Annotated in this window: 23 protein-coding genes; 17 read left to right on the forward strand and 6 right to left on the reverse strand. The window is 33.9% G+C overall.

Translation table 11 applies throughout. The annotated features are described in order from the left end of the window. Nucleotides 1-34: 34 nt before the first annotated feature. Nucleotides 35-190 (reverse strand): hypothetical protein, encoded by a 156-nt coding sequence (locus tag DB891_RS17650; protein WP_189337163.1) that lies wholly within the window; start codon nucleotides 188-190, stop codon nucleotides 35-37. Nucleotides 191-300: 110 nt separating this feature from the next. Between DB891_RS17650 and DB891_RS16700 the strand changes: the two genes are divergently transcribed. The 6 genes from DB891_RS16700 to kynU all read left to right on the forward strand — a co-directional run bounded on the left by DB891_RS16700 (nucleotide 301) and on the right by kynU (nucleotide 6,692). Next, nucleotides 301-759, forward strand: a complete 459-nt coding sequence (locus tag DB891_RS16700) for a helix-turn-helix domain-containing protein (RefSeq protein WP_124019531.1) — start codon at nucleotides 301-303, stop codon at nucleotides 757-759. 617 nt (nucleotides 760-1,376) lie between these two features. Beyond that, complete coding sequence (locus DB891_RS16705) at nucleotides 1,377-2,150, forward strand: hypothetical protein (protein ID WP_124019532.1); 774 nt, start codon at nucleotides 1,377-1,379, stop codon at nucleotides 2,148-2,150. A gap of 50 nt (nucleotides 2,151-2,200) precedes the next feature. Then, nucleotides 2,201-2,527, forward strand: coding sequence for a nucleotide pyrophosphohydrolase (locus DB891_RS16710; RefSeq protein WP_116764723.1), 327 nt, complete (start codon nucleotides 2,201-2,203; stop codon nucleotides 2,525-2,527). A 79-nt stretch (nucleotides 2,528-2,606) separates the two neighbouring features. Further along, a complete protein-coding gene (gene aroA, locus DB891_RS16715) occupies nucleotides 2,607-3,842 on the forward strand; it encodes a 3-phosphoshikimate 1-carboxyvinyltransferase (RefSeq protein WP_116764724.1) in 1,236 nt (411 codons plus the stop codon). 194 nt (nucleotides 3,843-4,036) lie between these two features. Then, entirely contained in the window at nucleotides 4,037-5,086 is a 1,050-nt protein-coding gene (gene queA, locus DB891_RS16720) for a tRNA preQ1(34) S-adenosylmethionine ribosyltransferase-isomerase QueA (protein WP_116764725.1), read from the forward strand. Between the two features lie 328 nt (nucleotides 5,087-5,414). Next, nucleotides 5,415-6,692, forward strand: coding sequence for a kynureninase (gene kynU, locus DB891_RS16725; RefSeq protein ID WP_116764726.1), 1,278 nt, complete (start codon nucleotides 5,415-5,417; stop codon nucleotides 6,690-6,692). A 36-nt stretch (nucleotides 6,693-6,728) separates the two neighbouring features. Here kynU and DB891_RS16730 read toward each other — a convergent pair whose 3' ends face one another. Beyond that, nucleotides 6,729-7,376, reverse strand: a complete 648-nt coding sequence (locus DB891_RS16730) for a flavin reductase family protein (RefSeq protein WP_116764727.1) — start codon at nucleotides 7,374-7,376, stop codon at nucleotides 6,729-6,731. Between the two features lie 264 nt (nucleotides 7,377-7,640). Here DB891_RS16730 and DB891_RS16735 point away from each other — a divergent pair, with 264 nt between their 5' ends. After that, on the forward strand, nucleotides 7,641-10,031 hold the full coding sequence (locus DB891_RS16735) for a penicillin acylase family protein (RefSeq protein WP_116764728.1): 2,391 nt from the start codon (nucleotides 7,641-7,643) through the stop codon (nucleotides 10,029-10,031). Nucleotides 10,032-10,033: 2 nt separating this feature from the next. On the opposite strand, the gene DB891_RS16740 is transcribed toward DB891_RS16735, so the two are convergent. Continuing rightward, entirely contained in the window at nucleotides 10,034-10,480 is a 447-nt protein-coding gene (locus DB891_RS16740; RefSeq protein ID WP_116764729.1) for a YybH family protein, read from the reverse strand. Between the two features lie 98 nt (nucleotides 10,481-10,578). Next, complete coding sequence (locus tag DB891_RS16745; RefSeq protein ID WP_116764730.1) at nucleotides 10,579-12,087, reverse strand: helicase HerA-like domain-containing protein; 1,509 nt, start codon at nucleotides 12,085-12,087, stop codon at nucleotides 10,579-10,581. 364 nt (nucleotides 12,088-12,451) lie between these two features. Between DB891_RS16745 and DB891_RS16750 the strand changes: the two genes are divergently transcribed. From DB891_RS16750 to DB891_RS16790, 8 genes are all read left to right on the forward strand, one after another. Then, nucleotides 12,452-13,276, forward strand: a complete 825-nt coding sequence (locus tag DB891_RS16750) for a MotA/TolQ/ExbB proton channel family protein (RefSeq protein WP_116764741.1) — start codon at nucleotides 12,452-12,454, stop codon at nucleotides 13,274-13,276. 42 nt (nucleotides 13,277-13,318) lie between these two features. After that, nucleotides 13,319-13,942 carry an ExbD/TolR family protein gene (locus DB891_RS16755; protein ID WP_116764731.1) on the forward strand — a complete coding sequence of 208 codons (624 nt, stop codon included), beginning with the start codon at nucleotides 13,319-13,321 and terminating at the stop codon, nucleotides 13,940-13,942. A 19-nt stretch (nucleotides 13,943-13,961) separates the two neighbouring features. Continuing rightward, complete coding sequence (locus tag DB891_RS16760) at nucleotides 13,962-14,528, forward strand: ExbD/TolR family protein (RefSeq protein ID WP_116764732.1); 567 nt, start codon at nucleotides 13,962-13,964, stop codon at nucleotides 14,526-14,528. A gap of 39 nt (nucleotides 14,529-14,567) precedes the next feature. After that, a complete protein-coding gene (locus DB891_RS16765; RefSeq protein WP_116764733.1) occupies nucleotides 14,568-15,368 on the forward strand; it encodes an energy transducer TonB in 801 nt (266 codons plus the stop codon). Between the two features lie 313 nt (nucleotides 15,369-15,681). Then, complete coding sequence (locus DB891_RS16775) at nucleotides 15,682-16,524, forward strand: PstS family phosphate ABC transporter substrate-binding protein (RefSeq protein ID WP_223256128.1); 843 nt, start codon at nucleotides 15,682-15,684, stop codon at nucleotides 16,522-16,524. 15 nt (nucleotides 16,525-16,539) lie between these two features. After that, complete coding sequence (locus tag DB891_RS16780; RefSeq protein WP_116764736.1) at nucleotides 16,540-18,213, forward strand: tetratricopeptide repeat protein; 1,674 nt, start codon at nucleotides 16,540-16,542, stop codon at nucleotides 18,211-18,213. 142 nt (nucleotides 18,214-18,355) lie between these two features. Then, complete coding sequence (locus DB891_RS16785; protein ID WP_116764737.1) at nucleotides 18,356-18,988, forward strand: 7-carboxy-7-deazaguanine synthase QueE; 633 nt, start codon at nucleotides 18,356-18,358, stop codon at nucleotides 18,986-18,988. Between the two features lie 214 nt (nucleotides 18,989-19,202). Continuing rightward, entirely contained in the window at nucleotides 19,203-19,601 is a 399-nt protein-coding gene (locus tag DB891_RS16790; protein ID WP_116764738.1) for an energy transducer TonB, read from the forward strand. A 74-nt stretch (nucleotides 19,602-19,675) separates the two neighbouring features. Here DB891_RS16790 and DB891_RS16795 read toward each other — a convergent pair whose 3' ends face one another. Both DB891_RS16795 and DB891_RS16800 read right to left on the reverse strand, forming a co-directional pair. Continuing rightward, nucleotides 19,676-20,227, reverse strand: coding sequence for a YfiT family bacillithiol transferase (locus DB891_RS16795; protein WP_116764739.1), 552 nt, complete (start codon nucleotides 20,225-20,227; stop codon nucleotides 19,676-19,678). 31 nt (nucleotides 20,228-20,258) lie between these two features. Then, nucleotides 20,259-20,966 carry a class I SAM-dependent methyltransferase gene (locus tag DB891_RS16800; protein ID WP_116764740.1) on the reverse strand — a complete coding sequence of 236 codons (708 nt, stop codon included), beginning with the start codon at nucleotides 20,964-20,966 and terminating at the stop codon, nucleotides 20,259-20,261. Between the two features lie 73 nt (nucleotides 20,967-21,039). Here DB891_RS16800 and DB891_RS16805 point away from each other — a divergent pair, with 73 nt between their 5' ends. Next, complete coding sequence (locus DB891_RS16805; protein ID WP_116764742.1) at nucleotides 21,040-21,534, forward strand: YkgJ family cysteine cluster protein; 495 nt, start codon at nucleotides 21,040-21,042, stop codon at nucleotides 21,532-21,534. A 113-nt stretch (nucleotides 21,535-21,647) separates the two neighbouring features. Further along, nucleotides 21,648-22,883 carry an ABC transporter permease gene (locus DB891_RS16810; RefSeq protein WP_116764743.1) on the forward strand — a complete coding sequence of 412 codons (1,236 nt, stop codon included), beginning with the start codon at nucleotides 21,648-21,650 and terminating at the stop codon, nucleotides 22,881-22,883. Nucleotides 22,884-23,784 lie beyond the last annotated feature (901 nt).

Below are 23,784 nucleotides of genomic sequence, written 5' to 3' on the forward strand. Positions count from 1 at the left end.
GGTGGTCATTTTGAATTGGAATCAGGTGCTCACTTTAAATTGGAATTGGGTGGTCAATATCACCGGAATTTGCAGTTTGGTCACCTCTTAAAAATCGCTGTTTGGCGGCAGGAGCATTAATTCCAAGTACTTGCCCTAATGTTGTGTAATCTCCATACTGCGTTTTTAATTTTATTTCTTCTATTGTCATAACAGATTGATTTGTTTTATATCTTTGTTTCATTGTTGGGACAAATATATGGAAGTAATTTCCATAATACCAAATTAAAATGGAAATTATTTCCATGTATTTTTACATATATGAGTATATCACTGAGAATTAAAGAGTTGATAAATAAAGAAAAGATTAGTCAAAAGGAGCTTTCCGTCATTTTAAAGGTTGATCCTAGTCAGATTAGTAAGATCCTACAAGGGAAATTGCAGCCTACACTAGCTCAAATAATGGAAATATCTTCCATTTTTAAAGTTTCTCTTGATTGGCTCTGTTTTGGAACAGTTATAGCCGATGGTAAAAAGGATGAGGATCTACCAAATAATCAAAATTATAAAGAGCTTGCAGAAGCGAGATTGGAGACAATAGAGGGCTTGAAGTTTAAGATTGCCACATTCGAGAAAGACGAGAAAGCAACTATGTCGGAACAAGAAGTGAAGAAATTAAGAACCATGATAGAAGACCGTGAATCAAGTGTCCCGAGAGGTGCTGTTGAGGATCCTGATAGACCTAGAGGGTCTAAATTAGGAGAGGAAATAGGTAAATAACGCTATAAAATATTTTTCATTAAGTTTTAAGTATAAACAGGTTGAACCCGTGTTTTTTGGGCGATTTGTGATAAATAAGGGGGATTGATTGTAAGCTATTTTATATAAATGGCTGATTTTCAATTCTTTAATAATATATCATTGCTTAATATGTGTATTTGGGGGGTACGTCCAGACTGTTTTTAAGTTTTTTTGTATGCCTTTTTAAACATTTCGGGGATAACTTCAAATGTTTTTTATACATTCACCAGTACACCCATTAGTACACCCAACGGTACACCCATTGAATAAAAACACCTTTTTTTACATTTTTCTCATAGTTGAGAATATGGCACAAAAAAAGCCCTCAAATGAGAGCTTTTTTATTGTTTAAAATAGGTTTAAAACGGCTTTAAATGCTTGTTATAGCGAGTTTAAAGATATTTGAGAGGTGTTTTATTCGGTAAGTGTAAAATAGTGGTTCTTTTAGGCTTTTTTTTATATGTTATTTATATGGTAATATATGTTATTTGGACATTTCTAAATAATACAAAAAAAGCCCTCATTTTTTGTGAGAGCCTTATTTTATTGGTTTTTTCGACCTTTTTATATTTATTAACTTTGTTCATCTCTTTTTAGTGCCCATACAAGGGATGATACTTTTGGATGCGACAAATAAATTTTCAACTCCAAATGTATTGCCATTTAGAGACTTAAATTGGATGGGAAGGTTAATCAGGAAAGACGGGACATCAGAAGAAGTTGATTTGATGCCTAAAAAAGCTTCCAATGATTATATAACTATGATGTATGCAATTGATGCCAGCGGTAAAATCACGGGTAAATTAAGACGTCAACGAACTGATCATAATGCTATGAGTTTTAGATCGGAGGTAGAAAACATAAAAGAAGAGGAGTATTTGGAAAAATTGGAAAATGAAAATGAAAAAATTGAAATAGCAGATTATTCAAGAACGAACGAGAAGGATGTTCAATTGCCTATTATAGAGACCTGTTCTTTTACAGGAACCAATCTGTGTGAATTTATAGGAGAAAAAATGTATATTAATCCATTGTTGTTTTTTACCAAAGAGCACAACCCTTTTAAACAAGAGAAAAGAGAGTACCCTATTGATTATGGTTTTCCGTTTTTAGATAAATACAGTATTATTATTGATATTCCAGAGGGATATGTCGTGGAAACACTTCCAAAATCAACTCAACTTGATATGGAAGATAATATTGGTAGCTTTAAATTTATATCCAATGCATCAGGAAATAAAATACAGTTATCCATTAGTCATCAGATAAATACACCAATAGTATCCTCAGAATATTATTCGATGTTAAAAGGATATTACCAAGGTATGATTGCTAAGGAAACTGAGAAAATTGTTTTAAAGAAAGTGTAAATAATAATACTAACAGGGCTAAACAAACAAAAAACAGTAAAAACACAACCATGAACCTGAAAAATTCCCAACAAGACGTAGATACTTGGATCAAAGAACACGGTGTTCGCTATTTCAATGAATTGACTAATATGGCACAACTTACCGAAGAAGTAGGCGAAGTTGCCAGAATTATAGCGCGTCGTTATGGCGAACAATCCGAAAAAGAAAGCGATAAAAACAAAGACCTTGGCGAAGAATTAGCTGATGTCGTTTTTGTGGTGTTGTGCTTGGCAAACCAAACGGGAATCGATTTGCAAGCCGCTTTTGATAAAAAGATGGATTTGAAATCCATTCGTGACAAAGACCGACACAAAAACAACGATAAACTAAAATAATGTTATAAGTCAGGGTAAAGTTTTGGTACATCCTTTTTTTAAAATAAATTTGTCTAACATACTCATCAATCCATCCTAAATGAATTTACTGACACAAACTACCCAGCACGATTTACAGGCTCTAATTGCAATTACCGGTTCCAAAAGCGAAACCAATCGACTGTTGTTGCTTCAAGCATTATATCCAAATATTACTTTGGAGAATACTTCAAATTCTGATGATAGTGAGGTAATGCAAAAAGCATTGAGTGGGAATGACGAGATTGTAGACATTCATCATGCAGGAACCGCAATGCGTTTTCTAACGGCATATTTTGCGGTAAATGAAGGTCGTGAAGTAGTGTTGACGGGTTCTCCTAGAATGCAAGAACGCCCAATAAAAGTTTTGGTCGAGGCTTTGGAACAATTAGGGGCCCAAATCACTTATGAAAAGGAAGAAGGTTATCCTCCTATTCGAATCAAAGGACAAAAGATCACAGCTCATAAAGTTAGCATTCCGGCTAATGTGAGTAGTCAATATATATCGGCATTACTATTAGTGGCGCCAAAATTAGAGAATGGTATCGAACTGACTTTAGTTGGAGAGATAACCTCTGTCCCGTATATCAAAATGACTTTGGCTTTGCTGAATGATTTAGACATTCAAACTAGTTTTATCGAAAACGTAATTACAGTGCATCCTAAGAAAGAAGTTGAAAGCAAAGTAATGACCGTAGAATCCGATTGGAGTTCTGCATCTTACTTTTTCAGTTTAGCCGCTTTGGCGCGAACAGCCACTATTTCCTTAACGAGTTACAAAGAAACGAGCTTGCAGGGAGATTCTGCTTTGGTTGAAATATACAAGCAAATGGGAGTAACTTCGCATTTCGATGGAAATAAAATCACATTGACAAAACAGAACGATTTTGTTTATACCGACCTAAATTTGGAGTTGAACAACACTCCGGATATTGCACAAACGATAGTGGTTACTTGCTTAGGACTTGGGATTGGTTGTCATCTTACCGGTTTACATACCTTAAAAATTAAAGAAACGGATAGACTGGAAGCATTACGAATTGAATTGACAAAATTGGGAGCTAATATATCGGTGACCAATGATAGCTTGATATTGGTTGCGACAAAAACCATTAATCAAGACGTAAGTATAGCCACTTATAATGATCACAGGATGGCGATGGCATTTGCTCCATTGGGGTTAAAAGTGCCAATTATTATCGATAATGCCGAAGTGGTCTCTAAATCATACCCTGATTTTTGGACTGATTTAAAAAGTTTAGGTTTTATTGTTCTTCAAAGATGGTCGTTTACATAGGCTTTTGTTGTGTTTTTTGCAATCACATTGTCAGATAAGGTGTGGAAAGGAAAAATAAACACCTAAACACTTGACAACGCCTATCTCACAATCGTATATTTGCAAACGATTTACTTTTTAGGGCTTTAACAGTTCTGAAATCTAATCCCGATCCCGAAGTTTCGGGACGGGACTAAATTCTAAAATTTTAAAATATGAAATTATCTCATTTTCAATTCAATTTACCGAAAGAGCTTCTTGCAGAATACCCAGCCGAAAATAGAGATGAGTCTCGTTTGATGGTAATTGACCGTAAGAAACAAACAATAGAACATAAAATGTTTAAGGACGTTATCGATTATTTTGATGATGGTGATGTTTTAATCTTGAATAATACCAAAGTTTTTCCAGCCCGTTTGTACGGAAATAAAGAAAAAACAGGAGCAAGAATTGAAGTGTTTTTACTTAGAGAACTAAATGCAGAACAAAGACTTTGGGACGTTTTAGTAGATCCAGCCCGTAAAATCAGAATTGGAAATAAATTATATTTCGGAGACGACGATTCATTAGTGGCTGAGGTAATTGACAATACTACTTCTCGTGGTAGAACATTGCGTTTCCTTTATGATGGATCTTATGAAGAATTCAGAAACAAATTGACAGAACTAGGAGAAACTCCTATTCCTAAATATATCAGTCGTGATGTAACTCCAGAAGATGCAGAGCGTTACCAAACGATTTATGCCAAAGAAGAAGGAGCTGTAGCGGCACCAACTGCAGGATTGCACTTCTCTAAACAGTTGCTTAAAAGATTAGAAATCAAAGGGATTAAATTTGCCGAAGTGACACTTCATGTTGGTTTAGGAACTTTTAACCCTGTTGAGGTTGAGGATTTGTCTAAGCACAAAATGGATTCTGAGGAATTAAAAATCACTCAAGAAGCTTGCGATATTGTAAATAATGCTAAGGCTAACAAAAAAAGAATTTGTACCGTAGGAACTACTTCTATGCGTGCAGTAGAAAGTTCAGTTTCATCACACAACACGCTAAATCCTTACGATGGTTGGACGAATAAATTTGTTTTCCCTCCTCATGATTTTAGTATCCCAACATGCATGATTACTAATTTTCACACACCAAAATCAACTTTATTAATGATGGTTTCTGCTTTCTGTGGACATGATTTAATGAAAAGAGCTTACGAAGAAGCAATCAAAGAAGAATACAAATTCTATTCTTACGGAGATGCAATGTTGATTATCTAATACGCATTTTTCTCCTCCCTCTCCAATTGGAGAGGGTCGGGGTGAGGTATAAATCTCGTCAGCAATGGCGAGATTTTTTTTTGCTCTTAACTGAGCGAAGTGAACCCACAGTTTATAAAACTGAAAACTGAAAACTTTTCATTGCTATCCCTAACGCAAGCCCATTTCATAAGAAGTAATCAGTTGTTTTAAATGTAAAATAAAGGTTCAAATGAATTGATTTTTTATTGAATTATCTTTTTTGTCGCATTTATTGTCTTTTTTCTCTATTCTATTCTCTCTTCTCTATTTTCTTTTTCTATTTTTACGACTTTAAAACACGGAGAAAATGGACTTCAAAAATACCTTAGAATTTGCACAACAACTCGATGCGCAAGATCATTTACATAAATACCAAGACGAATTTATTTTTCCAAAAGTCAAAGACAAAAAGGTAATTTATTTCACGGGTAACTCTTTGGGATTACAACCCAAAAGAACTAAAAAATATATTGATGAGGTAATGAACGATTGGGCAAATCTTGCCGTTGAAGGTCATTTTTATGCCGAAAAACCTTGGTGGGATTATCAAGAACGTTTTGCCAATCCGTTGAGTAAATTGGTTGGTGCTTTGCCAACAGAAATTACCGTAATGAACACTTTGACAGTAAATCTTCATCTGTTGATGGTTTCATTTTATAGACCAACAACAAAACGCTTTAAAATTATTTGCGAAGAAAAAGCGTTCCCTTCCGATCAATATATGTTTCAAAGTCAAGTGAATTTTCACGGCTATAAACCAGAAGACGTTATTATTGAAATCAAACGTCGTGAGGGAGAGCATAACATTCGACTAGAAGATGTATTGGCAAAAATTGAAGAAGTAGGCGAGGAGCTGGCTTTGGTCTTAATAGGCGGTGTCAATTATTACACAGGCCAGGTTTTTGACATGAAAACCATTACCGCAGCGGGTCACAAACAAGGGGCGCATGTAGGCTGGGATTTGGCTCATGCTGCAGGAAATATTAAATTGGAACTACACGATTGGAATGTCGATTTTGCGGCTTGGTGCAGTTACAAATACATGAACTCTGGACCAGGAAATGCTTCGGGTTGTTTTGTTCATGAAAAACACCATAACAATAAAGAGTTGCCTCGATTTGCGGGTTGGTGGGGACACAACAAAGAACGTCGTTTCAAGATGGAACCGGTTTTTGATCCTGTTCAGGGAGCAGGAGGTTGGCAAATAAGTAATTTGCCGATTCTTTCACTAGCACCTTATTTGGCTTCCGTTGAAATGTTTGAAGAAGTTGGAATGGATCAATTAATTCTTAAAAGAGATAAAATAACTTCTTATTTAGAATTTATTCTGAACGAAATAAGCAAAGAGGTTCAAGGTTCTTTTGAGATTATAACGCCAACAAATCCATCCGAAAGAGCGTGTCAATTATCGGTTCTGCTTCACGGAGAGGGGCGTAGTTTATTTGATTATTTAATGAAAAATGGAGTAATTACCGATTGGCGTGAACCCAATGTAATCAGACTTGCACCAGTCCCTTTGTACACATCTTACGAAGATATGTTTCACTTCGGACAGATTTTGAAAACTGGAATTTTGGATAAATAAAAAAACGGGAATAGCTATATAAGCTATTCCCATTTTTTATTCTTTTTCTTTATTAAAAGATTTTGTTGGAACATCTTGTTTGGCATATTGAAAGCGATCAATTAGTTTGGGTAAAAAATAACCATCGACGCCATTCAGTGCAACTATATTTCCTTTGTCTAGTTGCAACCAGCCATCTTTATGTTCAAGAATTTCGTCATAAAAAATATGTTCGATTGAAGCTATAATATGAATAGTGTCATTTTCCTTGATGATATATTCATTAACAAATTTGCAGTAGAGTTGTACTGGGCTTCCTTTGACAAAAGGAATATTGATGCCGTCTTTGTATTCTTCTTCCAGATTGGTTTTGTCAAATTCAGAGATTTCAGATCCATAATTGGCAGAGGTATGATGGGCATCGGAAATCATGTCAATTGTAATATGGTTCACGGTAAAAAAACCTGTTTCCATAATGTTTTTATAAGTGTCTCTCGGGGCAGTGGTCGGACGGACAATAAATCCTATCAGCGATGGACTGCTTCCTAAATTTGTAACACTACTGAAAATAGCAACATTTGTATAACCTTCAATAGACTTTGTGGCTATTAAATTGGCGGATTTAAATCCCGTACATGAATTAATTAAATTCAATTTCTCAATCCTCTCCATTTGGGAAATGGTTTCTTTTGAAATATGTTTCATGTTTTATAATTTTAATAAAAATACAGATTTTAATTTTGTTTTTGTCGAAATAATAAAAAAACCGTAATGTAACTGTGTAAAATTGGTTTTTTATGATGGTCATTTATGGATTTGTATAAAAACAATAAGAATAATGCTAAAAACAGACGTGATTTTATTTTATTTGTACTTGATGTAAATCGATTGTGTTTTAAATTATTAATCCATAGGTTACTTTCTTTTTAAGTACAGTAAAAAGTCGAAGCAATTATAATTCACCCCCAAATGAAAAAAGTCAAAAAAATTCTCTTTGTTTTCCTTTTTATAATAGTAATTCTGTTTGTTGTAGTTGCTATTTATAGTTTCTATCAAAAACCCAAATATGAGGGAGAATTGCAATTAAAACAAATTCAAGAAAAAACTACGGTTTATTTTGATGATTTTGGAGTGCCTCATATTTATGCAAATACACAAAAAGACGCTATGGTAACTTTGGGGTATGTACACGCCCAAGACCGATTATGGCAAATGGAATTGTTGAGACGTATTGTTCCCGGTAAATTGTCCGAAATATTTGGTTCGGCAGCATTAAAGAATGATAAATTTTTTGTGGGTCTAGGTATAGAAGAAGCCTCTCATAAAGCAATTGTAAATTTAGATAAAAAGAGTCTGGCCTATCAGTTGACGTTGGCGTATCTTGACGGAATTAATCAATATATTGAAGAAGGTGCAACTCCAATAGAATTTCAATTATTGGGGATAAAAAAACAAAAATTTACCATAGAGGATGTGTATAATGTTTTTGGGTACATGTCTTTTAGTTTTGCAATGGCTCAAAAAACAGATCCTTTGCTTACTGATATTCGTAACAAATACGGAATGGATTATCTTAAAGATTTCGGGATTGACGGATCTTTTAAAACTACACAGATTAAAATTTCAAAACGAAAAACACAGGAGTATGGTGCTATTGCCAAATCTATAGCCCTTTTACTTGATCAATCTCCGGTAGCTCCTTTTGTGGGGAGTAACAGTTGGGTTATTGCTCCGCCAAAAACAAAAAATAAAAAAGTGATTTTCGCCAATGACCCCCATATTGGTTTTTCGCAACCGGGCACTTGGTATGAAGCACATATAGTAACTCCAGATTTTGAGTTATATGGCTGTTATCTGGCTGGAACACCATTTCCTTTGTTAGGTCACAATCGGGAATATGCCTATGGTTTAACAATGTTCGAAAATGATGATGTCGATTTTTATCAGGAAGAGAACAATCTCAATGAAAATAATCAATACAAATCAAAAGAAGGATTTCGCAATTATGTAATTAGAAACAAAACAATAAAAGTCAAAGATTCCGCCAATGTAGTTTTGAATATAAAAGTAAGTCATCATGGGCCAATTATGAATGATTTGTTATCGGGTTTAAAAAGTAAAAAACCAGTGGCAATGTCTTGGATTTATACGCAACAACCCATTCGTATTATTGAAGCTGTTTATGCCATTTCGCATGCAAAGAATATTGATGATTTTCAAAAAGGGGTTTCTCTTATCGTGGCTCCTGGGCTGAATGTAATGTATGGCGATACCAAAGGGAATGTAGGTTGGTGGGCAAGCGGTAAATTGTACAAACACAATAAAGGCGTTAATACCAATTTCATACTCGATGGTGCTAGCGGAAAAGAAGATATTACAGAATATATAGATTTTTCAAAGAATCCATCGGCTGTCAATCCAGATTGGAATTATGTCTATTCTGCAAACAATCAGCCCGAAGCAATTGATGGCTTTTTGTATCCAGGCTATTATCTCCCGGAAGACAGAGCAAAAAGAATTACGCAACTATTAGATTCAAAATCCAATTGGGATAAGAATTCGGTTAGCAAAATGATTACTGATAATACTTCTGTTGTAGCTCCAGAAGTTGTGAAAAATTTGATTTCTAATCTGAATTTAAAATCGCTTTCCAAAACAGAAAATGAAGCGATAGGTATTCTGAAATCTTGGAATGGTTCTAATAATTTGAATGATGTTGCTCCTACAATTTATAACAAGTGGATTTATTTGTATCTAAAAAACACTTTCCAAGACGAATTAGGAGCTGATGCTTTCAAACAATTTTTAGGAACACATATTATGAAGCAAATTGTTGCTAGACAAATTGCCAATGCAAATTCACCTTGGTGGGATAATGTGACAACGAAAAAACAAAAAGAAACTAGGAGCCAAATCCTAACGAGTTCTTTTACGGAAGCTATTGCGACATTAGAGAATCAGTTGGGAAGTTCTGTTTCAAAATGGGAATGGAGCAAAGTACATACCGTAGAGTATCAACACCCTTTGGGGAAATTGGCAATATTGAAGCCTTTTTTTAATGTTGGTCCTTTTAATGTTCCGGGTTCTGTTGAAGTAATCAACAATCAGTTTTTTGATTTTTCTGAAGATGGATTTTATAAAGTAAAAGGTGGGCCTTCCAGTCGAAGAGTAATTGATTTCTCGGATATCGAAAATAGTTGGGGCATTTTGCCAACAGGACAATCGGGAAATCCATTTAGTCAACATTATAATGATCAGTCGGATTTATACAATGCTGGTAAATTCAGAAAAATGAAATTGAACAAAGAGGAAATTATTCGATCTTCTACAAAATTGGTTTTTTCTCCGTTAAAGAATTGAAGTTAATCCCAAATGTATTTCCAAGATCCATCTTTTTGCTTTTTCCAAACCGTGTGAAAAACTCCTTTTGAAACCTGTTCTTTTCCTTTGACATCTTTTGATGTCCAAACATATTTACCGTATGTAGAAGCCATATCGCCGGCATCGGAGATAGTTACAGCATCAGGAGACCAAGTAACGGTTGCATTTTGAAACTTTGGATTTAGATAATAATTTTTAATATTGTTTTTACCAATGATTAAAGTGTCATGTTCTCTTTTGATAACCGCATTAGAATCCGCAAATTGATAAAAACCTTCTGCTAGCCCTTTTTCAGCTACTGCTTTTTCGAAATCTTTCTCCGTTTTAACAATTTGTAATTTAATATAAGTCAAGTTTACGGTTTCTGTTTTTGGAGTACAACTATATAAGGTAAGAAGAAAAAGGGCTAATTTGATTGAGTTTTTCATAAAAGTAAAATGTTTTAAACGTTTAAATCAATTTTGTGGAGGTTATAAAAAAATATCCCCAATCACTTTCTGTTTTAAGAGGTAATCGGGGATGTTCTCTATTTCTTAAACATTTTAGACAGTATTCCAAAAGCACCTCTTATAAAGGAAGCACTTGTTACTACCTTCAAAACGGATTTGGTAACTACGCTTGCTGTACTGGGTTCATTGCTGTCTTTCTTTTTTTCTTGCTCAACGACTACTTGCTCCTGTGCCGACTCAATTTTTTTATTGAGCATCTCATAAGCACTTTCTCGATCCATGACTTCTTCGTATTTTTTTACTAGTTTAGATTTTGAATTGATTTCCTGGATTTCACTTTCGGTCAAAACATCCATTCTGCTCATGGGCGCGCGCATCATAGTGGCGACAAGAGGTGTTGGGATTCCTTTTTCGCTAAGGGCAGTTACAAACGCTTCGCCAATTCCCAAACTCGTTAATACTTCGTCTGTTTTGTAGTACTCAGAAGTTGGATAGTTGTCGGCAGACTGTTTAATGGCTTGTCGGTCATTGGCTGTAAAAGCTCTTAAGGCATGTTGTATTTTTAATCCCAGTTGTGCCAAAACACCGCTAGGAATGTCCATTGGGTTTTGAGTTACAAAATAAATCCCAATCCCTTTTGACCGAATCAGTTTTACAATACTTTCTATTTGTTCTAATAATGCTTTGCTGGCTTCATTAAATATTAAATGGGCTTCATCTATGAAAATTACCAATTCAGGTTGATCGGAATCTCCCTTTTCGGGCATTTGTTGGTATATTTCGGCTAATAAACTCAACATGAAAGTCGAGAATAATTTGGGCTTGTCCTGTATGTCGGTTAATCGTATAATATTAATGTATCCTTTTCCGTTTTCATCAAGACGCATTAAATCGTCTATTTCAAAAGAGAGTTCTCCAAAAAACAAATCGGCATCTTGTTGTTCGAGCTCGATTATCTTTCGTAAAATGGTTCCCGTAGTCGAAGTAGATATTTTGCCATAACTTTCTTCTATTTCATCTTTTCCTTCATCAGTGATGTAATTGATTACCTTTTTTATGTCCTTTAAATCTAACAATGGCATTTTGTTATCATCGCAATATTTAAAGATTACCGAAACTACTCCTGCCTGGGTATCATTTAAACCTAATATTCTAGAAAATAAAACGGGACCAAATTCCGAAACCGTTGAGCGAAGCCGAACGCCATCTTGTTTGGAAAGTGTCATTAGTTCTACAGGGAAACTCGAAACAGAGTAAGGGATGTTTAATTTAGCATGGCGCTCTTTTATAAAATCTTTTTCCTCGCCTTCTTTTGCAACTCCACTAAAGTCTCCTTTTATGTCCATCATTAAAACGGGAATCCCAAAAGAGGAAAGCTGCTCCGAAAGGACCTGAATCGTTTTTGTTTTTCCGGTTCCAGTAGCACCAGCAATTAAGCCATGTCTGTTTAAGGTTTTTAACGGGATTTTCACAAAGGTGTCGGGCAACGGTTTCCCGTCAAGTATAGCTCCGCCCAGTGTGATGCTTTCCCCTTTTGATAAATAGCCGTCATTTATATGCTGAATAAAATCGTCTGTTTTGCTCATGTTAGTGCTGTATTAGAATCAATTGCAAGTTATTGATTTTTTTTTAAATCCTTTAATTAAGGATTTACTGTAAAAAATACTCTTAATTCATTAAGAATGCTGTAAAATCTGCCTTTTTATGTTTCGTATGGTTTTTTGAATAAAAATATTGATAGTACTTAAAATTATTGGTTTTTTTTATCAATAAGACTGAAAAACTGAATATAATTATATAAAACCCTTAATAATCGTTGGTCTTGCATATTGAGAATAAAAGAATTTACAAGATTACTTTAAAAAAAGTTTTTTTATTTCAACTAAAAATTTAAATTTGCTCCTATACAAGTTTATTAAAACTAAAAATAAATATTTAAAATTAAAAAAAATGGCAAACGTTAAAGTTAAAAAAGAAAGCACTTCAAACGGAGGAGGAATGGTTTCAGGGATTATTATTGTAGCATGTATTTTTGTAGGTTGGTTAATTTGGTCTCAAGTTATGGGAGATGCTGCGAATTTTGAAGGTGGTGATTCTGAAAAAGGACATCCGCTTAATACTTTAGGAATGGTTTTTAAAGGAGGATTCATCGTACCTGTATTATTAGGTATGTTGTTAATGGTTGTTGTATTTTCTATCGAAAGATTTATCGTTATCGCAAAAGCTGCAGGTAAAGCAAATTTAGATAAATTCATGAAAACAGTTCAAGCTAGCATTAAAACTGGTGATATCGATGGAGCAATTGCTACATGTGATAAACAACAAGGTTCAGTTGCAAATGCAATTAAAGCAGCTTTAGTTAAATATCAAGATGTTAAAAAAGAAGGATTCAACAGTGAAGAAGCTTCTGAAGTGATACACAAGGAAATTGAAGAGGTTACTTCTCTTGAAATGCCGATGTTGGAGAAAAATATGACTATTATCTCTTCTTTAGTTTCTTTAGGAACACTTGGAGGATTATTAGGAACAGTATCAGGGATGATTAAAGCGTTTGGTGCTTTGGCTTCTGCTGGAACTCCAGATCAAGCGGCTCTTGCAACAGGTATCTCTGAAGCTTTGATTAATACTGCAACAGGTATTTCTACTTCAGTATTGGCTATTATCGCTTACAATTTCTTTACATCAAAAATTGATGATTTAACTTACTCTATTGATGAGGCGGGTACTACAATTGTAAATACTTACAGACATTTCAGAGGTAGTTTAAAACAATAATTAATTTTTGATATATTTTTATCAAAATAATAGACATAAATAATGGCTAAAATAAAAATGAAAAAAAAGTCCACATCTACCGATATGACGGCGATGTGTGATGTTGCGTTTCTTTTGCTTACATTCTTTATTTTGACTGCTACTGCTAAAACACCTGAAGTATTACCGGTTGATACTCCTCAGTCTACTGTGCAAACAAAATTGCCAGCAACTGATTTGTCTACATTGACAATTGGGAATGCAAATGGGAAAAGTGTTGTATTTTTTGACTTAAAAGGAAAAGAAATTCGTCAAAGAACACTAGAATTAATGGCGCAAAAGTACAACGTTACTTTTACTCCAAAGGAAAGTGAAGAATTTGGTTTGATGGAAAGTTTTGGCGTGCCAATTCAAAGTTTAAGTCAAATTTTGGCTATGAAGTCGGCAGATAGAAGTAAAGCAGGTCAACCTGGAATACCTAAAGATTCTTTAGACAACCAGTTGAAAGAATGGATATATAATGCTCGTATTGCAAATATTGAGGTTAATGACAAAGAATTGCAATTTGCTATCAAAGGCGATGCTAAGGAACAATATCCTGCAATAAAACAAGTAATGGATATTTTGCAAGATCAAAAAATCAATAGCTTTAACTTGGTTACGGGTTTAAGAGGAAAGAATTTTTAATTAAAAAAGACACACTAAAATGGCTGAATTAAATACCGACGGTGGTGGAGGCGGAAAAGGTGGCAAAGTAAGAAGTAAAAAACAAAACTCAAAGGTAGATTTAACTGCCATGGTGGATTTGGCTTTCTTACTAATCACATTCTTTATGCTTACCACTACGTTGTCTAAACCTCAATCCATGGATTTGACGTTGCCAGATAAAGAAAAAGATGATGCTCCAAAGGCTGATGTTAAAGTTGATGAAAATCGTACGATGACAGTTTTACTTGGGGAAAACGGTAAATTGGTAAGATATGTTGGGATTTTAGCTACTCCAGTTGTTGGGGGAGCCCCTAAGGATTTTGCTTATGGTAAAGAAGGGATACGTAAGGAGTTGATTACTAGAGGGCAATTGGTGAAAAATTATTCTACAGCTAAAGGAAAACCAAAAGATGGGATGATTGTAATTATCAAGCCTAGTAAAAAATCAACTTATCGTAATTTGGTTGATATTTTGGATGAAATGGCAATTGTTGGAGTAGGTACTTATGCTATCGTAAATGAATTTTCTCCTGAGGAACAAAAATTGTTAGAAGGAAAAAAATAGAGTAATCTTTTTTTCTGAATAACCTAATAATTATAAAAAATGAAATTAGATTTAATAAAAAATCAATGGATTGAGATCGTTTTCGAAGGACGTAATAAGCTGTATGGCGCTTACGAATTGAGAAAAACGAATCGTAAGACTTCTATGAAAGCACTTTTCATTGGTAGTTTTATATTCGCTCTTGCTATTAGCGCTCCGCTAATCTTGAGTTATTTGCCAGATTCAAATGCTGATGACGCAAATAATGACATTAAAATTACTGCGGTTAAGTTACCTCCTAAGAAGAAAGTTGAAGATGTAAAAGATCTTCCACCACCTCCGCCTCCGCCTCCTAAAGTAGATCAAGTTAAATTTGTGAAACCAGTAGTTGCAAAAGCAGAGGAAGTTACTGAGGAACCACCAAAAATTGAAGACATTAAAGATAAAAAAGTAGGTGCGGAAACTATCAAAGGGGACCCAAATGCTGAATTATCTGTTGAACCAGTTGGTAATGGTCCTGTAGTAGAAGTTATTGAGGAAGACACTAGTGTTCACTCTTTAGCAGGGATCGAACAAAAACCTGAATTCCCAGGTGGTATTGAGAAATTTTACTTATTTGTTGGTAAAAATTATCAAGCCCCAGAAGAAGAAGGTCTTAAAGGTAAGGTGTATGTTACTTTTGTAGTTGAAAAAGATGGTTCATTAACAGATATCAAAGTAATTAGAGATATTGGTTATGGAACAGGGAAAGAAGCTATTAGAGTTTTGAACAAATGTCCTAAATGGCTTCCTGGAGAGCAAAATGGTAAAAAGGTGAGAGTTTTATATTCTCTACCTATTACTATTCAATCTGCAGAATAATGTTTAAGGAAATATATAATAATATGAAGAAGAAATCGCTTATTGAGCGATTTCTTCTTATTATAAACGTTTTGGTTTTTTTATGTTACTTTTTTTTAGGGGTAATGGTAATATTCTGGGATAAGTTCCCGTTTGATATCAAAATGAATTACAGAATTGCTCTAGGTGTTGTCTTAATAAGCTATTCTATTGTCAGATTTTTTAGATTTATTAATTCTAATAAAGAATAATTATGTTCTTCAAAGTAAAATATTTTTTTTTCTTTTTCATTTGTTTTTTCTTTTTCAATTGTAAAAAAAGCGATGATGCGAAAGTGAATAGCGAAACTATTATAAAAGGAACGACGACAATTTTTGTTGATGAAACCATTACTCCAATTGTTGAAGATGAAATCATGGTTTTTGAGAGCAAATATGATGCTAAGATTAATTTAATTTCGAAATCAGAATCGGAAGTTTTGAATTCTTTGTTCGATAAAAAGGTTGGAATTGCGGTATTATCGAGAAATTTAACTAAAAAAGAGTTAAATATTTTCGAACAAAGGAAAGTATTTCCCAAAATAACTAAATTTGCTACAGATGCTATTGCATTTGTTTCAAATAGAAATAGTAAAGACACGATTATAGCTTTAAAAGATGTTATAAGTTTTATGAAAGGTAATCGTGATTCGTCTATAAAAGGATTAGTGTTTGACAATCCTAATTCAAGCACGGTAAATTATATGAATAATTTGGCCGGGATTAGTAAATTGCCAGAAAAGGATATTTTTTCTTTTAATACAAATAATGAAGTTGTAAAATTTGTGTCTGAAAATGATGGAATGATAGGAGTAGTCGGGGTGAATTGGTTGTCACAACCAAATCCGTCTATGAATGAGATTATTAAAAACACAAACGTTTTGAATGTTAAAGGAATTGACGGGAAAGGGTTTTATGCTCCTTCTCAGAATAATTTAGCAGAAGGAACTTATCCTATGGCACGAGATTTGTTTATAATAAATTGTCAGGGATATTCCGGTTTAGGAATGGGTTTTGCTTCTTTTGTGGCGGGTGATATTGGACAAAGAATAGTTTTGAAATCGGGTTTGTTACCTGTTAAAGTTCCAACTAGGAAGTTGAACATAATACGAGGTCAAACAAATGAAGGTAAAAAATAAATTAATTAAATAAAGATGAATAAAATTAAAGTTTTAAGTATCGCTTTGTTGACTTCGGTGACAATTGGGCATGCACAAGATATTAATCAAGCTAAAAGCGCAATAGATGCAGAACAGTTTGAAAAAGCAAAAACTATTTTAAAATCAATAATAAAAGCAAAACCTTCAAATGGAACAGCGGCTTTCCATTTAGGGAATGTTTATATGATTCAAAACAATATTGATTCAGCTAAAATTTATTATCAAAAAGGATTGGCTGGAAGCGAAGGAGCAAGATTAAATAATATTGGTTTTGGTCTTATCGATCTTGATAAAGGAGATCAAACTGCAGCTCAAGAAAAGTTTGCATTGGCTACAAAGGATCTTAAGAAAAAAGATGTAGAAGAGTATTTATACATTGGTCGTGCTTATATGTATTCTTTAAAACCTGATTTCAAAAAGGCTATTGAAGTATTAAATAAGGCGAAAGCTATAAATCCGTTAGATCCTCAGGTAAATTTAGCTCTTGGTAATGCTTATTTTGGTGATAAAAACCAAAATGAGGCTTATTCTGCTTATCGTAATGCTTATTCAAGTGATAACACTTTAATTAGGGCGAAAATGCAATTAGGTGTTTTGCTTAAAGGAGCAAGAGCATTTACCGAAGCGATCAAAGCTTTTGACGAAGTAGTGGCAATAAACCCAAATTACGGACCTGTATATCGCGAATTTGCAGAAACATATTATTTATGGGGTAGAAATGAGCCTTCTAAGTATAGAATGTATGTAGATAAAGCACTTACAAATTACGAGAAATATTTATCTCTAACTGATTATTCTCTTAATTCAAGAATGAGGCATGCTGATTTCTTAATTTTAGCTGGTGAATACAAAGCATTAGAAGCTGAAGCTAACAAAATGGTGGAGCTTGATAAAGTGAATCCTAGAATACTTCGTTATTTAGGGCTTTCTGCATATCAAAATGGAAATTATGATGTTGCAATCAGTTCATTGGAAAGTTTTATTTCAAACCCTGCGAATAGAGTTATTGCTCTTGATTATCTAAACCTTGGTTATGCGAAAATCAAAAAATCAATAAGTCCGGAAGGTGTATTGTTAGATAGTGCTCTTTTTGATAAAGGTCTTTTAGATGTTAAGAAAGCAAACGAGATGGATGCTGTTAATTCATCAAATAGTCTTAGTGAATTTGGTAAAAAATTGTATGAGCAAAAATTATACAAACAAGCAGCGGCTATTTATGAAATTGCAGTTTCTAATAAAGAATCAAAAAGCTATGTGTTAGATAATTTTTATTTAGGGAATAGTTTGTATTTTGATAATACTGGAAAAGATGTTGTTAAACCAGATCCAATAGCTTTACAAAGAGCGGATTTAGCTTTTGGAGTAGTTATTGAAGCGTCTCCTAAAACACAAGAAGCCTATATCTATAGAGCAAGAACAAATAGATTGCTTGAAAATGATGAATTGATGGTTAAAAATTATGAAGAGTATGTTAATATAGTTACTGCTAAAGGGCCTGAAGAATTGGCTAAACCTGCTGTAATAAAAAAGATTGTTGAAAGTTATAACACTTCAGCAGCTAGTTATGCTAACACTGATAAAGTAAAAGCAAAAGAATATTTCAATAAGACACTGGCAATTGACCCAACTAATCAATATGCATTAGATTCATTGAAAGCTTTAAAATAGATTAGGTATTAAGTATTTTAAAAAACCGATAGTTTCAAAAGGCTATCGGTTTTTTTATTGGAATTCTTCAATCTAAAATCTGCTCCCGAAACTTCGGAACTAAAATCTTAAATTCACTACCTTTGTAGGCTAAATTAAAATAATGTTATCAAAAGAAGTTCAATTAGAGGTTAACAAAGGAACGATGCTTCCATTGATGGAAGAGTTTTATACGATTCAAGGAGAAGGTTTTCATACAGGTACTGCTGCTTATTTTATTAGAATTGGTGGTTGTGATGTGGGTTGTCATTGGTGTGATGTTAAGGAAAGCTGGAATGCCGAATTACACCCGCCTACAAATATTGATTTGATTGTAGATAATGCCGCAAAGTATGCCGATACTATTGTAATTACTGGAGGTGAACCATTAATGTGGGATATGGCTCCTCTTACACAAAGATTGAAAGATAAAAATTTAAAAGTCCACATAGAAACTTCTGGAGCATATCCGCTTAGTGGAACTTGGGATTGGATCTGTCTTTCTCCTAAAAAAAATAAATTACCTACTCAAACCGTTTATGATAATGCACAGGAGTTAAAAGTGATTATCTATAATAAGCATGATTTTATTTTCGCCGAAGAACAAGCGGAAAAAGTAAATTCAAATGCTATTCTTTTTCTTCAACCAGAATGGAGTAAAAAAGAAGAAATGACTCCTCTTATTGTCGAGTATGTCATGAGTAATCCAAAGTGGAGGGTTTCTTTGCAAACACATAAATATTTGAATATTCCTTAATTCCTTAAAATTATTTTTTTTCAAATCATTTTTCGTTTTAAATTACTTAATAACGGCGTAAAATAATCAATTAGACTCTTTGAGTAACAATAAGATAATTTTATGTTTATATTTTTAGACATTTGGTTTTATTAGTGAAATTTAATTATATTTACGAAAACCTACTGTTGAATGTTAATTTTTCAAACATTCTTAAATATTTAAAAATTTGATTATGAAAAGACTTTTACTTTCGATTGTCACTTTGATTATTGTGCAATTTGCCTCAGCACAAGCCAATACTACTATGATTGATGATGCTCCCTATAATTATGAAGATGTTGAAGTGAGACCTGAGTTTCCTGGTGGGATGAATCAATTTATGGATTTTATTGGAAAAAATTTTAAAATGCCTGATTATGAAGGATACGGGGGAACTATAAAAGTGGCCTTTATCATAGAGATTGACGGTTCTGTTACAAATGTAAAAGTTGTTAAAGATCTTGGTGATGGAACTGGCGCAGAAGCTAAAAGAGTAGTTTCTATTTCTCCTCGATGGTCCTCAGGTGAATTTAGAGGTAAAAAAGTTAGAGTACTATATGAATTGCCGATAAAAATAGCTAGTCAAGGGTAATTATATTTAATTATTTAAAAAAAGGACAACAAAATGTATTATGATATTTTGTTGTCCTTTTTCTAGTTATAGGTTTAGAATTTTTGACAATTTTTTAATTTCATTAGTTCGGAGATATGAGCCAAATGGTGATTGCCGTGCCAAGCATAAAGGCCGATTAATTCTTGGACTTGTATTTCTTTGTCGTGTTCAGGATGTATGAATGATTTTTTTAAATCGACAGAATTTAATCGTTGCATCAAATAAGCTAATCTATAATGAAGTCCTTCCAATAGTAATAATGAGGGTTGGATTGGCATCGTTAAATTATCTTCTAATTGTGCCCAACGATCTTCATAGTAGTATTTTATTATTGGAATTTCTTCTGTCAATGCCCATTTTAATCGAATGTAGCAGTTCATATGACTGTCGCCACAATGATGTATTACTTGTCTAATAGTCCAGCCACCTTGGCGATAGGGTGTGTCTAATTGTTCCTCGGTCAAATTAATAACTTGTTCTTTAAGTCTTTCTGGGAACGATGCGATTTCTGCAATAGCCGCTTTTATATACTCAGTTGAATATACCTCTGGAGCTTTAAATTTACCAATCGGATACCGCAATTTTTCCAATACTGAATCTTCCATGTTGATTTTGCTTAAATGTTGTTTTTTTTGTTTAAATCGAAAGCTTAGCTAAATAATCGTAATGTTCTCCTTCCAGAATTAGCTCGCATTGTAGACCATTGGCGAAAGCCGCATTTTGTAAGGTATTATAATCAAGAAACAACCAATCAAGTGGAGCCTCTTTTTCTCCTTTGTAGGTGATATTGAAAATGGTTTCTCCATAGTACTCATTTTCTGACGGAATCCATTTGCCGCCATCTTCATCTTCATCAAACATATAAATAATATCCGAGCTATCCATCAATATTTGTCCTCCTGGATTCAATAGTGATTTTAATTTCAAAAGAAATGCTGGAATATTTTTGAGCTTTCCGCAAATTCCGGGTCCATTCATTAGCACTATAATGGTGTCGAATTTTTCATTTTCTAATGTCATTAAATCCTGAACTTTTGCCTGTTTTAAGCCTCGAAGGGTACAGGCCTGTATCGCTTTTTCTGAGATATCTATAGAAGTGACATCAAGGTTTCTGTCGTTTTGCAATGTCAGGCTGTGACTTCCGGCTCCACAGCCAACATCCAGCACTTTGCCTTTTGCGAGTTGCAATGCTTTTTGTTCAATTTTAGGCATTTCATCATAACTTCTAAAAAGGTAGGCCACGCTCATTTCGTCTTCTTCAGAAATGGAGGTTTCGGTTATTAAATCCTCAGGATTGTTGTTGGTTTGGTAATCGAGTATCGCTTTTCCGAAAAGATCTTTCATAAAATTAGTTTCAAGTTTAAAATTCCGAGTTCAAAGTTTAGTACTTTTGCTGAATCAACTTCAAAATATTCAATTGAAACCAGCTTTAAACGAACTAGGAAAACTTGCCAAAGATAAGCATATCGAAAACAAAAAGTATTTTGATAAGCTAAAAAAGAAAACGCCCAAGAATTTAGATTACATCATGCAAGATATTCATGATGCTGAATTCAAAAAAACGGATTGTTTAAAGTGTGCCAATTGCTGTAAAACTACCGGGCCATTATTTACTTTAGCAGATATTGAACGTGTTTCAAAACATCTAAGACAGAAACCGCAACAATTTATTGAGCAATATTTGCGAGTAGATGAAGATCAAGACTATGTTTTGCAAAATGTACCTTGTACTTTTTTAGATAATGATAATGCTTGTTTTATTTACGATGTACGCCCTAAAGCATGTCGAGAATTTCCTCATACAGATAGAAAGAAGTTTCAACAAATTACGGATTTGACACTCAAGAACGTTTCGATATGTCCTGCGGCTTTTAATATAGTTGAAGAAATGAAGAAAAAGTTGCCACTGTAGTAGAAGAGTTTGTCAATCGAATTAGGTTTCTTAATTTTAAACAGGTCGTCTGGTTAAAAAAGTTCGATAAAAATTTCATGTACATTTGTTTGAATTCTCAAAAATATATCAATTTGAATTTAGAATATTTTATTGCTAAAAGACTCATAACTGCCAAAGATTCCAAAAGCAGTATATCGGCACCAATAATAAATATTGCCATATCGGCCATTGCAATCGGAATGATAATGATGATTGTCTCAGTGGCAACCGGAATTGGTCTACAAAATAAAATACGCGAAAAAATATCCGCTTTCAATGGGCATGTTATAATTTCAAACTATGATAACAACCAGTCCGAAATCACGTTATCACCAATAGCAAAGAATCAGGATTTCTATCCAAATTTCAATTCAGTTCCTGGAGTAAGTCATATTCAGGCTATCGCCAGTAAAGCTGGAATTATTAGAACCGAATCAGCTTTCGAAGGGATAATTTTCAAAGGAGTTGGTAATGATTATCAATGGGAGAATATTAAGGAGTATTTGGTTTCGGGGCGATTGCCTAATTTTTCTGGAAACGTCAATCCAGAAGTTGTGATTTCCCAATTTCTTGCCAATAGATTAGATCTAAAAGTTGGAGATTCCTTTAATACCTTCTTTATAAAAGAAGATCAAAATCAGTTGCCAAATGTCCGTAGATTCAAAATTACTGGAATATTCAACTCAGGATTTCAACAATTTGACGCAACGTATATTATAGGGGATATTCGTCATGTACAGCGCATCAACAAATGGACGACAAATCAAGTCGGAGCATTTGAGGTTTTTGTAAAGGATTTTGATGCGATAAAAGAAGTAGGGGAGCAGGTGTATGAAAAAACGTCCTCAACTCTCGATACCAAAACGATTATTGAGAAATACAGTTACATATTCGAGTGGTTGCAACTTTTTGATTTCAATATTATAGTCATATTAGTAGTCATGATACTCGTTGCTACCATTAATATGGTGGTTGCTTTATTAGTACTTATTCTCGAACGCACTCAAATGATTGGGATTCTAAAAGCATTAGGCGCCAACAATTGGTCGGTTAGGAAAATATTTCTATATAATGCCTTTTACCTTATAGTGAGAGGACTGTTTTGGGGTAACCTTATTGGGATTTCATTATTGTTACTTCAACAGCATTTCGGAATAATAAAGCTAAATCCCGAAAACTATTATGTCAACCAAGCACCAGTTTACATTAATGTAGTCTATATATTGGTTTTAAATTTGCTAACAGTGTTAGTTTGCTTTTTAGTTTTATTGATTCCTTCTTATATAATTACCAAAATTTCTCCTGTCAAAGCCATTCGTTTCGATTAAATGAAATTTAAATAGTCAGTAGCTATTTCCAGCTATCCGTTTCAATCTTGTTGGCCGAACCCCGGCCAACAAGGATTTTCACTACTATCAGGGCTAGGGCATCGGTTTTTATAAGAAAGTTGACCGTAAAAGAGGTGTTCTGTAATAATTAGGAGAGTATGGAAAAGTTGCACCTTATATATGAGATGTAATTTCAAAAGAGAATCGATGTTCATCTGTGTTTCGCTTTAGCGAATCGGCTTCATCTGCAATCTATTCGGGTACTAAAAATCCACACCTTATATATAGAAGAAGTCATTCCAGGTAAAAATCCGCTAAAATCCGTGTTTTCGCCTTGGCGAATCCGTATAATCCGCGTCCCAACCATGCGCTGATAAACCCAATCCAACCCAAAAACCGAGCAAACTTGATGGAATCATCGAAAAAGGCTACAAAAAAGCCGCGAACCTTCAAAAAGCCTTGTTTCTAACCGTCAACAAACCAGTATATTAAAAAATACTTTGCGAAAAGCTTAAAAAAAGGTTGTGAAAAGGTATTGTTTACGCGGATAAACGTGCTACTTTTGCACCCGCAACAACGCAGACGTTCTTAGAAATCCTGACAAGCCTGAAGAATTTAAAAAGAAAATTTATTTTCAAAAAAGATTCCAAAAAGCTTGTGAGATTCGAAAACGAAAGTTACTTTTGCACCCCGCTAAACGCGTAACGTTCCTTGAAAGACTGCTAAGAAAACCTGAAGAAATCGAAATTAAATTTTCAAAAAAAACTTCAAAATGTTCTTGCCAGTTAGAAATAGAAGTTGTAGTTTTGCACCCGCTTCGAGAAACACACAATGTGAGTTAAACGAGACGAAAAAACAAGAAGACACGTTCCTAGACATATTGAATTGACAGCCGTTTTAA

The sequence above is a fragment of the Flavobacterium laiguense genome, from assembly GCF_003097655.1.
Classification (GTDB): Bacteria; Bacteroidota; Bacteroidia; order Flavobacteriales; family Flavobacteriaceae; genus Flavobacterium; species Flavobacterium laiguense.

Coding starts and splice junctions, on each gene's coding strand:
- DB891_RS17650 (WP_189337163.1), bottom strand. CDS start 190: ATGACAATAGAAGAAATAAAATTAAAAACGCAGTATGGAGATTACACA.
- DB891_RS16700 (WP_124019531.1), top strand. CDS start 301: ATGAGTATATCACTGAGAATTAAAGAGTTGATAAATAAAGAAAAGATT.
- DB891_RS16710 (WP_116764723.1), top strand. CDS start 2,201: ATGAACCTGAAAAATTCCCAACAAGACGTAGATACTTGGATCAAAGAA.
- aroA (WP_116764724.1), top strand. CDS start 2,607: ATGAATTTACTGACACAAACTACCCAGCACGATTTACAGGCTCTAATT.
- queA (WP_116764725.1), top strand. CDS start 4,037: ATGAAATTATCTCATTTTCAATTCAATTTACCGAAAGAGCTTCTTGCA.
- kynU (WP_116764726.1), top strand. CDS start 5,415: ATGGACTTCAAAAATACCTTAGAATTTGCACAACAACTCGATGCGCAA.
- DB891_RS16730 (WP_116764727.1), bottom strand. CDS start 7,376: ATGAAACATATTTCAAAAGAAACCATTTCCCAAATGGAGAGGATTGAG.
- DB891_RS16735 (WP_116764728.1), top strand. CDS start 7,641: ATGAAAAAAGTCAAAAAAATTCTCTTTGTTTTCCTTTTTATAATAGTA.
- DB891_RS16740 (WP_116764729.1), bottom strand. CDS start 10,480: ATGAAAAACTCAATCAAATTAGCCCTTTTTCTTCTTACCTTATATAGT.
- DB891_RS16745 (WP_116764730.1), bottom strand. CDS start 12,087: ATGAGCAAAACAGACGATTTTATTCAGCATATAAATGACGGCTATTTA.
- DB891_RS16750 (WP_116764741.1), top strand. CDS start 12,452: ATGGCAAACGTTAAAGTTAAAAAAGAAAGCACTTCAAACGGAGGAGGA.
- DB891_RS16755 (WP_116764731.1), top strand. CDS start 13,319: ATGGCTAAAATAAAAATGAAAAAAAAGTCCACATCTACCGATATGACG.
- DB891_RS16760 (WP_116764732.1), top strand. CDS start 13,962: ATGGCTGAATTAAATACCGACGGTGGTGGAGGCGGAAAAGGTGGCAAA.
- DB891_RS16765 (WP_116764733.1), top strand. CDS start 14,568: ATGAAATTAGATTTAATAAAAAATCAATGGATTGAGATCGTTTTCGAA.
- DB891_RS16780 (WP_116764736.1), top strand. CDS start 16,540: ATGAATAAAATTAAAGTTTTAAGTATCGCTTTGTTGACTTCGGTGACA.
- DB891_RS16785 (WP_116764737.1), top strand. CDS start 18,356: ATGTTATCAAAAGAAGTTCAATTAGAGGTTAACAAAGGAACGATGCTT.
- DB891_RS16790 (WP_116764738.1), top strand. CDS start 19,203: ATGAAAAGACTTTTACTTTCGATTGTCACTTTGATTATTGTGCAATTT.
- DB891_RS16795 (WP_116764739.1), bottom strand. CDS start 20,227: ATGGAAGATTCAGTATTGGAAAAATTGCGGTATCCGATTGGTAAATTT.
- DB891_RS16800 (WP_116764740.1), bottom strand. CDS start 20,966: ATGAAAGATCTTTTCGGAAAAGCGATACTCGATTACCAAACCAACAAC.